The organism is Wolbachia endosymbiont of Drosophila ananassae (assembly GCF_008033215.1).
Classification (GTDB): Bacteria; Pseudomonadota; Alphaproteobacteria; order Rickettsiales; family Anaplasmataceae; genus Wolbachia; species Wolbachia pipientis.
In genome coordinates this window covers 303,406-318,163 of sequence record NZ_CP042904.1, presented here as the reverse complement: position 1 = coordinate 318,163, position 14,758 = coordinate 303,406, and the positions used below count along the sequence as shown (strand labels likewise).

General features: G+C 35.4%; 12 protein-coding genes. 4 read left to right on the top strand and 8 right to left on the bottom strand.

All coding sequences use genetic code 11. The features are described from left to right. Positions 1–17: 17 nt before the first annotated feature. The 4 genes from EA652_RS01560 to EA652_RS01545 all read right to left on the bottom strand — a co-directional run bounded on the left by EA652_RS01560 (position 18) and on the right by EA652_RS01545 (position 4,443). Positions 18–1,400 (bottom strand): IS66-like element ISWen3 family transposase, encoded by a 1,383-nt coding sequence (locus EA652_RS01560; RefSeq protein ID WP_007548562.1) that lies wholly within the window; start codon positions 1,398–1,400, stop codon positions 18–20. A gap of 50 nt (positions 1,401–1,450) precedes the next feature. After that, positions 1,451–3,190, bottom strand: coding sequence for a hypothetical protein (locus EA652_RS01555; protein WP_041582603.1), 1,740 nt, complete (start codon positions 3,188–3,190; stop codon positions 1,451–1,453). A 135-nt stretch (positions 3,191–3,325) separates the two neighbouring features. Then, a complete protein-coding gene (locus tag EA652_RS01550) occupies positions 3,326–3,859 on the bottom strand; it encodes an HK97 family phage prohead protease (protein ID WP_006280514.1) in 534 nt (177 codons plus the stop codon). A gap of 251 nt (positions 3,860–4,110) precedes the next feature. After that, complete coding sequence (locus EA652_RS01545) at positions 4,111–4,443, bottom strand: hypothetical protein (protein WP_044471216.1); 333 nt, start codon at positions 4,441–4,443, stop codon at positions 4,111–4,113. A 1,032-nt stretch (positions 4,444–5,475) separates the two neighbouring features. On the opposite strand from EA652_RS01545, the gene EA652_RS01535 reads away from it, so the two are divergent. The 4 genes from EA652_RS01535 (at position 5,476) to EA652_RS01520 (ending at position 11,466) form a co-directional block, all read left to right on the top strand. Next, entirely contained in the window at positions 5,476–6,879 is a 1,404-nt protein-coding gene (locus EA652_RS01535; protein WP_007549284.1) for a malonyl-CoA decarboxylase, read from the top strand. 79 nt (positions 6,880–6,958) lie between these two features. Next, entirely contained in the window at positions 6,959–8,755 is a 1,797-nt protein-coding gene (gene lepA, locus EA652_RS01530) for a translation elongation factor 4 (RefSeq protein WP_007549283.1), read from the top strand. A gap of 566 nt (positions 8,756–9,321) precedes the next feature. After that, the gene (locus tag EA652_RS01525) at positions 9,322–10,704 is read left to right on the top strand and encodes an IS66-like element ISWen3 family transposase (protein ID WP_007548562.1); all 1,383 of its coding nucleotides are present in this window, start codon (positions 9,322–9,324) and stop codon (positions 10,702–10,704) included. Positions 10,705–11,091: 387 nt separating this feature from the next. After that, entirely contained in the window at positions 11,092–11,466 is a 375-nt protein-coding gene (locus EA652_RS01520; RefSeq protein WP_007550935.1) for a TrbC/VirB2 family protein, read from the top strand. Here EA652_RS01520 and EA652_RS01515 read toward each other — a convergent pair. The 4 genes from EA652_RS01515 to EA652_RS01505 all read right to left on the bottom strand — a co-directional run bounded on the left by EA652_RS01515 (position 11,442) and on the right by EA652_RS01505 (position 14,696). After that, positions 11,442–12,440, bottom strand: coding sequence for a pyruvate dehydrogenase complex E1 component subunit beta (locus tag EA652_RS01515; RefSeq protein WP_012673123.1), 999 nt, complete (start codon positions 12,438–12,440; stop codon positions 11,442–11,444). The two genes, EA652_RS01520 and EA652_RS01515, sit on opposite strands and share 25 nt — an antisense overlap. A gap of 240 nt (positions 12,441–12,680) precedes the next feature. Next, a complete protein-coding gene (locus tag EA652_RS01510; protein WP_012673122.1) occupies positions 12,681–13,778 on the bottom strand; it encodes an ATP-binding protein in 1,098 nt (365 codons plus the stop codon). Positions 13,779–13,787: 9 nt separating this feature from the next. Continuing rightward, entirely contained in the window at positions 13,788–13,928 is a 141-nt protein-coding gene (locus tag EA652_RS06885; RefSeq protein WP_167494748.1) for a hypothetical protein, read from the bottom strand. 183 nt (positions 13,929–14,111) lie between these two features. Further along, positions 14,112–14,696, bottom strand: a complete 585-nt coding sequence (locus tag EA652_RS01505; protein ID WP_012673121.1) for a hypothetical protein — start codon at positions 14,694–14,696, stop codon at positions 14,112–14,114. Positions 14,697–14,758 lie beyond the last annotated feature (62 nt).

Genomic DNA, 14,758 nt, shown 5'->3' with positions numbered 1-14,758 from the left:
CCGTTCAGGAGAGTGGTTTAAGAAACAATAGATAGGAGATTTTGGAAAGGATTGAGACCCCTTTGTTTCCAAGTTAAGTATAATGAAATTATCCGCTCAAGGAATGTATTTCCCCGCTTTGATTGTGTAAAATATGAGTTTTTGCGATAAACGACATAATGCCGAATTTGCCGTTCAGCGTGGTTATTTGTCAGCGGAATATTTTCTGGGTCATCTAAAAATTTCCACATCATTCTTTCAGATCTCAGAACATTTTTTGCAACTCGAGAGGCTCCAATTGCTTCAGGTAAACGAGATATCTCCTTCAAGTAATACTTTGTACGTTTTCTTAATTTTCTGGCACGTCTGACAAACCTCAAAACATCTATCTCACTTTTTAGTAAAGCTTTTTTTAGTGCAAATAATTCAGTGGCCACGTTTCTCAAGTAACAACCCAGAACTTTAACTTCAATATTCCAACTATGTGCTAATCTTTCAAAATCTCTTGATAAATGTGCCCAACAGATTTGCCTGTTTTTATCGGCAAAATAATTGTATGCTGCATACCTGTCAGTTATTACCAAGCTATTGCGATTGCAGAATTTACTATTTTGTAAAACTTTCATTCCTCTTGACTCTGTAAATTTTACAAAACTTGCCGTATTGCTTGCAAACATCCAACACCAAGCGAGTTTACCTTTGTTATAATGGCTCGTTTCATCAATATGTAGAACTTTACTCCTACTTATCTCTTGTTCGATCTGCTCATACATTTTTTTGCATTTTGAAGCAACTCTATGTTCACTATTTGATATGCTACCGACGCTTATGTTCAAATTGAAGATATCATTTACGACACTCGCTATTTCGCGTTTTGAATTTTTGTAGAATCCGCTGAACGCTGCAATTATTGACTTAACCCTTGGACCAAATGTATCTGGCGTAACACCTTCCGGTAACTTGCTACTTCTTCTCTTTCCGCATCTCCGACAACGGCCATGTTCTAACTGATATTCCACTACATAAGGCTTGATTTCTGGAAGATCAACTTTCTGATGAATATATGGTTTTTCACATATTGCAATTTCTCCTCCGCATTCGCAAGTATTAGGCAACTCTATCTTTACTACTTTATCTGCATCCATGTTGGCGCGAAAACTTCCTTTATGACCAACCTGACCGCCAATATTCCTTTCGCTTTTCGGCTTATTCTTTTTTATTTTATACAACTCTTTGGAACTTGGTATTGATGAATTTTTTGAGCTTAAACCGAGTCTTTCTCTTAACTCAGCATTTTCTATCTTTAAAGCCTTATTTTCTGCTTTTAAACTTTCATTCTCTTTTTCCAATCTTTCTATTTTTGCTTCTAACCTTTCTATTTTTTGCTGTAAATTTTTGCAAAGTTCTAAAAGGTTTACCATATTATTTCACTTTTGCTCTATGATTATCTTTTTAGATCACCTTGTCTACCTTATTCTGCCACTCCGCTGAACGGATACCTAACTGCTTTCTGACTGTTCAATGAATGTATGCTTGCAATATTAGGGGAACTCATAGAGGAATTAGGTATATGTTCTTTTTTAGCTTTTTCTGTTAATTGATATTCGTTTACTCCTCCTTGAGTTTGATTACACATTCCCTGATCTGGAGATAAAAATTTATCTCTTATGCTTAATGCCAGTTGTAACTCTTGAATCTTATTTGAAAAACATTTCATTTTAGCCTCTGTTAATTTTCCTGTAACAATTTCTTTAAGCAATTCTCCTGAGTCGTTATTATTATTATTCTTGCTATTAAAGCTGTGCAAGATAGAGTCTACAATCTTATTTACCCCTTCTTGTTTGTTAAATTCTAATTTTTTTACGCATTTTCTAACAGAAGGTGACAACTTGGCTTTTAACGTGTCATCTCGTAGTTCTTTACCCATATTTTTTCCAATGTTACAATGTTCGTTGACAACTTCTTTAACCTTAGCTTCTATGATCTCCCTTGCGGATTGTTTCAAATTACTTTCTAATAATTCAAGCAGCTTACTGCTTTCAAATTTGCCATCATCTTGATTTGATAGAGACTTTATAGTTTCATTAAGCACGTTATGGCAAAAGTGTTTCTTTTCAAATTCAGAAAAACTTTTTTTCAACTCTTTATTTTTATCAGATAAAAATTTATCGCAATTCTCATTCCCACGAAGCTTAGATAAACCCTTTGGAATTTTTGACTTCATAGAACCAGTAGTTGATTTTGCAGTAGATACTGTACTCACTGTATCTGGCGCTTTAGTTTTTGTTTGCCCTTGTGTATCTTTCTCTGTTAACTTCCCATTTTGTTGTTCATCTTTAGCTGGTGAACTTTCAATTTGTTGATTTTTTAATGTCAGATTTTCATCAAGTGTTTTTGTACGCTCTCCAATAGAAAATATTGCAACATTTCTTGCTCTTTCTAATTTTGCATTCAGATGTTCAACTTGCTCTTGTAACTCTTCTTTTTTTTTCTTCGATTTTTCTTTCCTGACTTCTTCCACCCTTTCAAAAAGCTCGTTTATTTTATTGGTAAATTCTGCTCTGAGTTCAGTTAATTCTCTTCCCTGGCACCCTATCATCTCAGATTTTGCCTTCAACTTTACTAAAAACCCTTTCTCTTGTTTATCTGTAACTTCTACCAATTCTCTATAATTCTTTTTAAGTCTTATGATTATAGATTGCAATTCTCTATTTTCCTTTTTTAACGAGCTATTTTTTGATTGTAAGTCCGCTTTAAGCCTTATGATTATAGATCGCAATTCTTCAATTTTCACTTCCAATAAGCCATTTTTTGATTGTAAGTCTTCAACCTGCTGTGCTTGATCACTATTTTTATCCGTTGTTTCGACGTATTCGGTCTGCATTGCTATATCGTGAAATGTTACTTTATTAGTTTGAACCTCTCCATCCTTACTTATTACTCCACTTTGGCTCTCTCTTACTGCTACTTCAGGTTTTAAGTCAACTTGAACACTTCCATCTATTGTCTTAAAAGCATCAGTTTGAACTTCATTGTTTGCAGTAGTTTTATCGTAGTACAAAATATTTTCTGCCCATCTATTCCATCTCTTGGGCAATATTCGTCCAATCGTTTTTAGATATAACCAAGCAAATACAGTAGACCAGCTGTATTTTTTTTCCTTTCGTTTAATATTAATTTCATAATTAACCTTATTATTAATATTTAGCATAAAATTACCTTATTTTTTAACTTTAATTTACAGAAAATTTTAATAGTAATAGAGTTATATATATTAGTATAAATGTTAAACAAATACTAACGCAGGTGTCAAATTATGGTAAAGTCTTTGCCCGCCTAATACACTTTAAGCAGAAATGTACATGTCTGCAAGTACAGCATTTGCTTTTTCTATCGCTCTTGCTAACACTTCCTGTTCATTGTTCTGATTTTTCACATTGATTACCTGAGCAGCTAAGTTTGCAGGAAAAGTGACCAAACTGACTTCCCATAATTCCACTTGTTTTAACACTCTAGCTCCGCTTTTATGATCAACATCATACTCTATAGGTATATAGCCGATGGAAAGTCCGTTAATTGCCCCAGTTTTGAGCATCAAATACACTTCTTCTGCTTTCTGAATACCCAAAAGTAAATGTGCGGTTATATACAGGCCAACATCATTTTCATAAATATCTATGATGCTACCTATAGGTTCGTCAGGATTATGCTGCCAAAGGAGTTTTATTTTATTTCTGTTTAAATTTTCCTTAAATGCTCCGGGCAATATCAGATCATTTTGTTTATCAACTATGTTAAAAACGCTCGCATAACCAGAAAATACACCGTTTTCTCCTATACTTTTTATTGACAATGGTGAATAGAGAAATTTCTTATTCATAAGGCCTCCTGTAGGTTATAGTATTGGGAATTCTGTTTGCACAACGCACTGCAATGTCAAATCTATTTTATGCAGTTCTCTAAAAAGGGAAAGTATTTTTTTTTAGTTACAAAATAATAAATGAGACTATGAAAGCAATAAAGATCCCAGCGTCACGCGCTGGGATGACAGTAGGAAAACTCAGATGTGAAAGCACTCAATAACAGTCTAGAAAGTATTGAGATATGAGAAAAATCTGTACTCAGGTAACATCAACAATTGATATCTCTAGACAAATTTGATCCTACTTTTACTTCTGACAGAATAGAGATAACGTTCTCTTGTATTTTTTTATATCTAGCGATTTCTGATTCATTTTTTTGCACTTCCAATCTATTATGGAGTAAACTAGAAACATCTCTTACTAACGTAGAAATGTTTTGTGCGGCCTTATATGCTATTGTTCCAATAATAAAGCTAGCAAAGGTATTAATTCTATCAGTAGTAAAATCAGAAAAGTTTGACATGTTGGCATGGAAAACAGGAATGCAAGTAAGACTACCAGGACCATTATAGTAATTACCTTTAATAGCATTAATAGCCATCAAACTCACAAAGCTAGTAATACACCCAACAATAAAAGGTATCATCCAAGTAGCCCCTTTCTCGTCATGCCGCTGCGAATCGTCATACCGCCGCGGCGCTAACAAGCAGCGGGATACTTAACCATCATTACACCGTCATACCGCGATTCATTCGCGGTATCTCTTAACATAGATCCCCTACTATACCTTAACATAGATCCCGCTAACAAGTAGCGGAATGACAACAATCCTACGTCATACCACCGCGGCGCTAACAAGAGATCCCGCTAACAAGCAGCGGGATACTTAGGGATGACGGTTGTTGTTTAGCTATAAATATTAAGAAATTTACCAAATGAAAAAAAAGGCAAAAGAAGCCCCGTGGTTATTATCCGCTTTAAAATATTGGCGTTTTTTATGTTTTAAACGCTTGACAAGCGAGATTCAGCCGCTTTTAATTGCAACTAACCTACGCTGCAAATGTTTAAGAAATTTACTAAGCAGAAAAAAAGACAAAGAATCCCCGAGTTAGCTAGTCTTTTACTATCTCTGTCGAGTATTGGCATTTTTTGATGTCTTGTAACGCTTTATAAGCGCGTTCAGCTTATTTAGATAAAAATCTAGATGTAGATGAAGTTTTGTAAAGACATACAGTATCTATATACTGCAAAAAATTGAACATAAGACGCCGATACATTAAGTAATCCTTACCTTTTAATCTGCAGATTGGCGAAAGCAAATACAATAGCTTCAGTTTCATGATAAGTGGGCTGGCGGAGTTTGTCAAGCAAGTTTTTTCGTTTCTACTGAATGACAGTTGTGGCTTGGGAGGTAGTGCAAGAAGTCTATTGTATTACTGAATTATTAATAATTCAGTAATAGTGCCTGCTATGTAGCTAAAATTTTCCTTTAACTTAAGCTATATGTAGCTAAAATAACTTGGGTTTACCGACGATTTGACAAACGACAAATTCGTCATCCCGCTGCTTGTTAGCGGGATAACGCGGCGGTATGACCCTGACTTGCATTAGCTATGTATAATAAAGGGAATCTATGACAAAAGAATCATTGGTAAAAACTGATATAGTGAAAGTTGAAGACAAAAAGGCGGTAAGAAGCTTTTTTAAAATACTAGGTGGAGTGGCAGATGCTGTAAGATCGTGGATTGGTAACATCAGTCCTGATTTAAGCAACAGTCGCGATATCGATAGTTTAGTCTTGAAGATGAACGAGTGCTTAAATCCAAAGGGAGGGGAGGTTTCAGCACGTAAGAACGCTGTATCTCTTGGTAACCTGTACTTGAGCTTATCAGAGAAAGGTAAAATAAAATTTCTACAAACCCTGGCAGAAAAATTTAATCCGAATAAAGCGGAAATAGATGAGAAAATTAAAGAGTATAAGAAAAACCAAGATCCCGAGTTAAACTATAAATTTGAACAGGATTTAATAAAAATTCTTGAATCACCGCGTTCTAAAATATTAAAGCAATTTATTTCTTTACCAGAAGGCCTTAAGTTTATTGTTGATATGCGTTCTGATGTGCTTAAGCTAAAAAACCAACATAGAAGCTTGAATCCACTAGAGAACGAATTAAAAAATATACTCTATACTTGGGTTGATGTTGATCTACTCGATCTTCGTCAAATCACTTGGGATTCACCTGCATCATTGCTAGAAAAACTTATAAAATATGAAGCTGTGCATAAAATTTCCTCTTGGGGCGACCTAAAAAACAGACTAGATTCTGATCGTCTCTGTTTTGCTTTTTTTCATTACAAGATACCAAACGAACCTCTAATTTTTGTAGAGGTTGCATTGGTGGATAAGATTGCAGATAGCATTCAACACCTTTTAGATGAGTCAGTACCTTCAAATGATCCGAGTAATGCAAGCACTGCTATATTCTATTCAATATCAAATACTCAAGCAGGGTTATCTGGAATCAGCCTTGGTAATTTTTTGATCAAAAGGGTTGTAGAAAAGCTATCACAAGAATTTAAAAGTATAAAAACATACGCAACTCTTTCTCCAATACCTGGCTTTACGAAATGGCTAAAAAACAATCTAAACCAAGATGTCACTTTATTGGGCAAACTAAACATAAAACAATCTAGTGCAGAAATTTTAGAAAGTGCAGAGCAATTAAAAACTAATGTTGAATGTACAAATGAAACTAAACAATACATGCTTAAACTATGTGCATATTATTTACTAAAAGTGAATAATAGTAATGGAAATACTTATGACCCGGTGGCGCATTTTCATTTAAGCAATGGCGCATCAATAAAACAATTAAACTGGATGGCGGATACTTCTGAAAAGGGTATTAGTCAGTCGGCTGGAATGATGGTAAATTATCTGTATGAGTTGCCTAAAATAGATAATAATCATGAAAACTATATGGTTAATAAAGTGATTTCCTGCTCGAAAAAAGTGTCGTCTATGTTGAAGGAGTAAATAGTCTCTTAATAAAGGATTGCCCTCACAACACTTAAAATGTAAAATAGTTTCACTAATTAAGTATAGTGGGCCATAAATGAACAACATAAGGAATTTCGCAATAATAGCGCATATAGACCACGGTAAGTCAACGCTTGCTGACCGTTTAATAGAGGAATGTAACGGCCTTGAAGCAAGAGAAATGATCAATCAAATACTCGATTCAATGGATATAGAGCGTGAACGTGGCATTACAATTAAAGCACAGACGGTAAAACTTAATTATACGGCAAACGACGGTAATCAATATTGCCTAAATCTCATGGACACCCCAGGTCACGTTGACTTTTCTTACGAGGTAAGTCGAAGCTTAGCCGCATGTGAAGGTTCACTTTTAGTGGTAGATAGTAGCCAGGGCGTTGAAGCACAAACCCTTGCAAATGTATATAAAGCTATTGACAACAACCATGAAATAATAGTTGTGCTCAATAAAGTTGATCTTCCTGCTGCAGATCCAGAAAAGGTAAAACTCCAGGTTGAGGAAGTAATTGGCATTGACGCAAGTGAGTCAGTTTTAATATCAGCAAAAACTGGACTTGGAATAAAAGATGTACTGGAAGCAATAGTAGCAAAACTTCCAGCTCCTCAAGGTGATGTAAATGCTCCATTGCAAGCAATTTTGGTTGATAGTTGGTATGACACTTACTTAGGAGTAGTAATTTTAGTGCGAGTTAAAAATGGAGTGCTAAAAAAAGGCATGAAAATTGTTATGATGTCTAATAATGCTACATATCAGATAGATAATATCGGTATTTTCACCCCTAAAAAAGTGATGACGGGTGAACTTTCAGCGGGTGAAGTTGGTTTTATAACTGCTTCAATGAAGGAAGTAGCAGACTGCAAGGTAGGAGACACTATCACTGAGGAAAAGAGACCTTGTAGTGAAGCACTTCCTGGATTTAAAGAAGTGCATCCTGTGGTATTTTGTAGCATTTTTCCTCATAAAACGGATGATTTTAAATATCTAAGAGAAGCTCTAGAAAAGTTACATTTAAATGATGCAAGTTTTACCTTCGAAGCTGAAACTTCAAATGCACTAGGCTATGGATTTCGTTGTGGTTTTTTGGGAATGTTGCATCTTGAAGTTATTCAAGAAAGGCTCGAGAGAGAATTTGATTTAGACCTAACAGCAACTGCACCGAGTGTTATATATAGGGTTACAACACGAAGTGGTGAAATTTTGAATATTCATAACCCAAGTGATATGCCAGATCCAACGAAAATTGAAATTGTGGAAGAACCATGGATTACCGCAACCATAATGGTCCCTGACCAATACTTGGGAGAGATTCTATCTCTATGTGAAGAAAGGAGGGGAGAACAGGAGGATTTATCTTACATTGGTAACACAACAACAGCATTGTTAAGATATAAATTACCACTGTCTGAAGTTGTTTTTGATTTTTACGATAGGCTAAAATCAATTTCCAAAGGATATGCAAGCTTAGATTGGGAAATTTCCAGCTATCTGGTAAGCCAAATAGATAAATTAAGCTTTTTAATTAATGGAGAGCCCGTAGATGCACTGGCTTGTATCGTTCACAAAAGTAGGGCAGAAAAAAGAGGGCGTGAAATATGCGCACGCTTGAAGGATTTAATACCACGTCAGCAATATAAAATCGCGATTCAAGCGGCAGTGGGCGGAAAAATTATTGCCAGAGAAACGATTAACCCATACAGAAAAGATGTAACAGCTAAACTCTATGGTGGAGATGTAACGCGAAGAATGAAACTACTTGAAAAGCAAAAGAAAGGTAAAAAAAGGTTACATTCTATAGGGAACGTAAATATTCCACAGAATGCTTTTATTCAAGCCTTGAAGATAAGTGATTGATCTTAAAAGACTTCTTGTATAGTTTTTGGCAACAACCGTTAGAAACGAAAAAACTTACTTGACAAACTCCGCCAGCCCCCTTATCATGAAACTGAAGCTATTTATTTATCTTCTCTGTACAGATTAAATGACAAAAAAACTCACGTATCTGGCGTCTCATGTTTAATTTTTTGCACTATGTGCACCTTATGTCTTTATCAAACTTCTACCTACATAAGCTGAAACGCGCTTATAAAGCGTTTAAAACATAAAAAAACGCCAACTTAAAAAATGGATAGTGAATAACTAGCTACCCTAGGGTTTCTTTTGCCTTTTTTTCTGTTTAGTAAATTTCTTAATGTTTCTAATTTAGATTAGTTGCGGTTTAAAAGCAACTGAATCGCGGTTATTAAGCATTTAGAATAAAAAAACGCCATACTTGAAGGTATAATGTAAGTAATTAGCCAACCACGGGGCTTCTTTTGCCTTTTTTTTCCATTTGGTAAATTGTATCCGTTCAGCGGAGTGGCAGAATAAGGTAGACAAGGTGATCTAAAAAGATAATCATAGAGCAAAAGTGAAATAATATGGTAAACCTTTTAGAACTTTGCAAAAATTTACAGCAAAAAATAGAAAGGTTAGAAGCAAAAATAGAAAGATTGGAAAAAGAGAATGAAAGTTTAAAAGCAGAAAATAAGGCTTTAAAGATAGAAAATGCTGAGTTAAGAGAAAGACTCGGTTTAAGCTCAAAAAATTCATCAATACCAAGTTCCAAAGAGTTGTATAAAATAAAAAAGAATAAGCCGAAAAGCGAAAGGAATATTGGCGGTCAGGTTGGTCATAAAGGAAGTTTTCGCGCCAACATGGATGCAGATAAAGTAGTAAAGATAGAGTTGCCTAATACTTGCGAATGCGGAGGAGAAATTGCAATATGTGAAAAACCATATATTCATCAGAAAGTTGATCTTCCAGAAATCAAGCCTTATGTAGTGGAATATCAGTTAGAACATGGCCGTTGTCGGAGATGCGGAAAGAGAAGAAGTAGCAAGTTACCGGAAGGTGTTACGCCAGATACATTTGGTCCAAGGGTTAAGTCAATAATTGCAGCGTTCAGCGGATTCTACAAAAATTCAAAACGCGAAATAGCGAGTGTCGTAAATGATATCTTCAATTTGAACATAAGCGTCGGTAGCATATCAAATAGTGAACATAGAGTTGCTTCAAAATGCAAAAAAATGTATGAGCAGATCGAACAAGAGATAAGTAGGAGTAAAGTTCTACATATTGATGAAACGAGCCATTATAACAAAGGTAAACTCGCTTGGTGTTGGATGTTTGCAAGCAATACGGCAAGTTTTGTAAAATTTACAGAGTCAAGAGGAATGAAAGTTTTACAAAATAGTAAATTCTGCAATCGCAATAGCTTGGTAATAACTGACAGGTATGCAGCATACAATTATTTTGCCGATAAAAACAGGCAAATCTGTTGGGCACATTTATCAAGAGATTTTGAAAGATTAGCACATAGTTGGAATATTGAAGTTAAAGTTCTGGGTTGTTACTTGAGAAACGTGGCCACTGAATTATTTGCACTAAAAAAAGCTTTACTAAAAAGTGAGATAGATGTTTTGAGGTTTGTCAGACGTGCCAGAAAATTAAGAAAACGTACAAAGTATTACTTGAAGGAGATATCTCGTTTACCTGAAGCAATTGGAGCCTCTCGAGTTGCAAAAAATGTTCTGAGATCTGAAAGAATGATGTGGAAATTTTTAGATGACCCAGAAAATATTCCGCTGACAAATAACCACGCTGAACGGCAAATTCGGCATTATGTCGTTTATCGCAAAAACTCATATTTTACACAATCAAAGCGGGGAAATACATTCCTTGAGCGGATAATTTCATTATACTTAACTTGGAAACAAAGGGGTCTCAATCCTTTCCAAAATCTCCTATCTATTGTTTCTTAAACCACTCTCCTGAACGGATACGGTAAATTTCTTAATGTTTATGGCTAAACGACAACCGTCATCCCGCTACTTGTTAGCGCCGCGGCGGTATGACGTAGGACTGCTGTCATCCGAGTAGCTGACACTGGGATCCAGTTGAGCTATTTCAACAAAAATACTGCATTTGAGATGAACGTTCCAGACTTATTTATAAATATAACAATTAAAGTCTGGATTCCAGCGTCAAGCACTGGAATAATATCGTTTACTATGTCTATATTACAATATTTGTGCAGTTGTGTGTCAACTACTTTTGTGGCACTGTTTGTTATTCAATCTTTATGCTAGTTTTACTAAAAATTATAGTATTTTAGGTATAATTGCAATATCTAAATTTAAGGTATAGAGATGAACCCTAGGAAAGTTTTTAATATTCTTTTTATAGTATTATTTATTTCTTTTTCTCATGTTGGGAGTGCTGCCGCTGACACTAATACTGATACAACTGCTCAAGTAATATGTAACATTATTGGCTACGTTTGGGGAATAGGCGGACCGCTTATGACCGTAGTGATAATAGGTGCAGCTTTGCTTGCGATATTTGGTAGAATGCCATGGCCAGCTCTTTTTGCACTCGGTATATTTTGTGCTGTATTTTTCGGTGCTAAAACTATCGTCATAAAAGTAATGGGTGGTATAGGCAGCACTGGAAATACTTCTTTGATGGACCAATGCGGAACAGGAGACACAAAAAAGAACTATTTTTTTCTAAAACAGACCTGATGCACGGCTTCAACTATATCTTCCACTTGCGGTAATGCTTTTTTTTCTAGATTTGCAGCGTAAGGTAAGGGGATGTCCTTGCCAGTTACACGTACAACTGGAGCATCAAGGTAGTCAAATCCTTGTTCCATAACAACGGCTGACAGCTCTGCTCCTATTCCTGCAAATGGCCATCCTTCTTCTACACTAACTAACCTATTAGTCTTCTGAATAGAGTTAATAACAGTTTGAGTGTCAAGTGGTCTTAAGGTTCTGAGGTCAATAACTTCAGCTTCTATACCTTCACTCGAAAGTAAATCTGCTGCATTTAAGGCATCCATTAATTTTAATGAAAAAGCAGTGATAGTTACATCCTTTCCTTCCCGTATAACAGCAGCTTTGCCTATCTCAAGTAGATAATCTTTGTTTGATAGCTCAGAGTCAGAAACTTCATGCTCATGTCCATAAGCTATTTCGTTTTCTAGAAATATTACCGGATTAGGGTCACGAATTGCAGCTTTAAGCAGACCTCTGCAATCTGAGGCAAAATAGGGTGCTATTACTTTTAACCCCGGTATATGCGAATACCAAGCTGCAAAGCATTGAGAATGTTGTGCAGCAACTCTTGCTGCAGCGCCATTTGGTCCACGAAATACTATAGGGCATCCAAGTTGTCCGCCTGACATATAATTTGTTTTTGCTGCGGAATTCACAATTTGGTCAATAGCTTGCATAGAAAAATTAAAAGTCATAAACTCGACTATTGGCTTTAATCCAGCAAATGCCGCTCCAACAGCAAGGCCAGCAAATCCATGTTCGGTAATAGGCGTATCAACTACTCTGTTTTCTCCAAACTCTTTCAGTAATCCTTTCGTTACTTTATAAGCACCATCATACTCTGCAACTTCTTCACCCATGATAAGCACATCAGAGTCGTTTTGCATTTCTTCTCTAATTGCTGTGCATAAAGCTTCTCTTACACTTAAGGTTGCCATTTATAAACTTTTATAGACTTTAACTAAAGTAACTATATCAGAATTACTGGGGGTAAGTAAAGTGTACAAATTAAGTTTTACAAACATCATGACCAACTCATTCCAAAAAAAAATCTTCTCACGCTTGCTGTTTTTTGTTGCTGGAAATGGCTGGATTATTTAAGCTTTTAGTAATGTATGTTGTTAAATTAATAGCAATTTATTTGGAAATAACAGAAAAATTTATGATAGTTTTATACTCTAAATAGAATAAGATACTTCTGTCGGTGTCTTCACGTTTGAAACTAACCTTATTCTATCTCTTTCTTGTTCTGGACTTAACCTGTGAAGCGCGTAACTGAAATCTTCCTCACTCACTATAAGCCGTCTTTGCGCACCAGCGCTAATTTTTGCTTCATTCACTAATTGCTCCAACTCAGCTCCAGAATAGCCTTCAGTCTTGTCTGCAATGTCTTGGAGGCTTAGCTTTTCATCAGTTTTTGTACCTCGCATATAAAGTGCCAATATCTTTTGTCTCACCTCTATGTTTGGATTAGGGACATAAACCTTCTGACCTAAACGTCCAGGTCTAATAAGTGCTGGATCTATACCACCGATAAGGTTAGTTGCACCAATTACTATTATATCTTTTCTGCTCTTAAATCCATCTATTTCAGTTAACAACTGTGTTAAACTCTCTCGACAATGGTAAGCTGAGTTATTAGCGGTACTTCTTTTTTGAGCAACTGCATCTATTTCATCTATAAAGACTATACAAGGAGAATATTTTTTTGCTATTTTAAAAAGCTCGCGTACAGCATGTGCACCATGACCAATATATACTCCAATAAGTTCAGGACCTGAGATGCTTATGAAATTCATATTTGATTCACCTGCAATTGCACGAGCGATAAGTGTTTTACCATTTCCAGGAGGGCCATATAATATGTAACCTCTTAGTGAATTAATACTTTTATTTCCAAACAGCTTGCGCATTTCTTCTGTCATTTGGTCACAGCAAATCATCTGCAACCGTTGTCTTAAGGAGTCATCAATTATAGCATCAGCAAATGTTATTCTTTTATCATCTGAATTAGCTAATTCTATCGATATAGGCAGCTCTACTTCCTTTAGTTTGCTGAATATTTGATCATATATAAACCAAGCAATAAAAAAGAAAACGACAAGTAACACACAAGGCATAGCTTCACTAACATAATGTGCAGCTAACTCATACCCTTTACTAAGCAACATTGTATGCATATAGGCAAACAAAAAAGCGATAGAGATAATAGTTGCCACGCATAGTAAACAGATTGAAATTCTTTTTAGTAATTCTGAAATTTCAATTTTTTTCATCTTAATACCTTATACCAATTTTAAACTAAGAATAATTTTATCTAGCTTACCTATTTTAGCTTGATTAGAGCGTTCAGAAAAATTATCAAGTACGTACTTTAATTTATTAAATACTAAAAACAATATATCACCAAAGTTTACCAAATTCATTTTCAAAAAACAAGATTTTATTATTAACCCGAATTCTGGATTAGATTTTAGGTAAATTATTGAAAGTCTTGAATTTTACTAAATTAGTAACTAGTCTTAAAATGCTTACTGCTTTATCGTAAATGCTAAAACAATAAGCTATTGATATTCTTGTTTTTCTGTATTTGTCTTTTAAGGAAAATTTTAACCAGGTTGAGGTGAGTTTTTTGAACATTCCCGTACTGCCTGCTTATTTCTAGCAGTTTTTTCTTCTTTTGCTTCTTCCATTTTAGAGCCTGGTTCTTCATGTGTATCAGTCACAGGTTCTTTTTCTGCTTGCATTATTTTACCTGATATGTACTCCTTAGCTTGCTTAGCGAGCTCGATTACAATAGCTACTCCAATTGCAGTTGCAATCAGAAGTACTGGTATTGTAGCTCCCATAGCTAACAAAGAACTAACTGTAGTTGATAAAGAATCTACTTTAATTATTGGAGTCAAGCCACATGCAACAAGGCCAACTCCGGCTGCAACACTTCCAATAAACAAGCCAGCTAGACACGCAGTTTCTTTTAATGTTAACCCGCTATGACGCTCATATGGAATTGGATACAAAAGAATTGTTATGAAAGCTGCAATTAATGGCACTACATAGATGGCTCCAACAGTTCCGCCTATTATCAGAGGTGAAAGACTAGTGAAACTTAGTAAGAGACCTATTAAAGTGCCTATTATAGCTCCTATTATTGCTGCCACGCCCAGCATCGCTAAATAAATTACACCCACCATAACTTTGTCCCTATGTTAATAACATTTTAGTTTCACACACCATAATAAAAAAGTCAACCCAC

Coding starts and splice junctions, on each gene's coding strand:
- EA652_RS01515 (WP_012673123.1), bottom strand. CDS start 12,440: ATGGCAACCTTAAGTGTAAGAGAAGCTTTATGCACAGCAATTAGAGAA.
- EA652_RS01525 (WP_007548562.1), top strand. CDS start 9,322: ATGGTAAACCTTTTAGAACTTTGCAAAAATTTACAGCAAAAAATAGAA.
- EA652_RS01550 (WP_006280514.1), bottom strand. CDS start 3,859: ATGAATAAGAAATTTCTCTATTCACCATTGTCAATAAAAAGTATAGGA.
- EA652_RS01535 (WP_007549284.1), top strand. CDS start 5,476: ATGACAAAAGAATCATTGGTAAAAACTGATATAGTGAAAGTTGAAGAC.
- EA652_RS01545 (WP_044471216.1), bottom strand. CDS start 4,443: ATGGCTATTAATGCTATTAAAGGTAATTACTATAATGGTCCTGGTAGT.
- EA652_RS01555 (WP_041582603.1), bottom strand. CDS start 3,190: ATGCTAAATATTAATAATAAGGTTAATTATGAAATTAATATTAAACGA.
- EA652_RS01520 (WP_007550935.1), top strand. CDS start 11,092: ATGAACCCTAGGAAAGTTTTTAATATTCTTTTTATAGTATTATTTATT.
- EA652_RS01510 (WP_012673122.1), bottom strand. CDS start 13,778: ATGAAAAAAATTGAAATTTCAGAATTACTAAAAAGAATTTCAATCTGT.
- EA652_RS01505 (WP_012673121.1), bottom strand. CDS start 14,696: ATGGTGGGTGTAATTTATTTAGCGATGCTGGGCGTGGCAGCAATAATA.
- EA652_RS06885 (WP_167494748.1), bottom strand. CDS start 13,928: ATGAATTTGGTAAACTTTGGTGATATATTGTTTTTAGTATTTAATAAA.
- EA652_RS01560 (WP_007548562.1), bottom strand. CDS start 1,400: ATGGTAAACCTTTTAGAACTTTGCAAAAATTTACAGCAAAAAATAGAA.
- lepA (WP_007549283.1), top strand. CDS start 6,959: ATGAACAACATAAGGAATTTCGCAATAATAGCGCATATAGACCACGGT.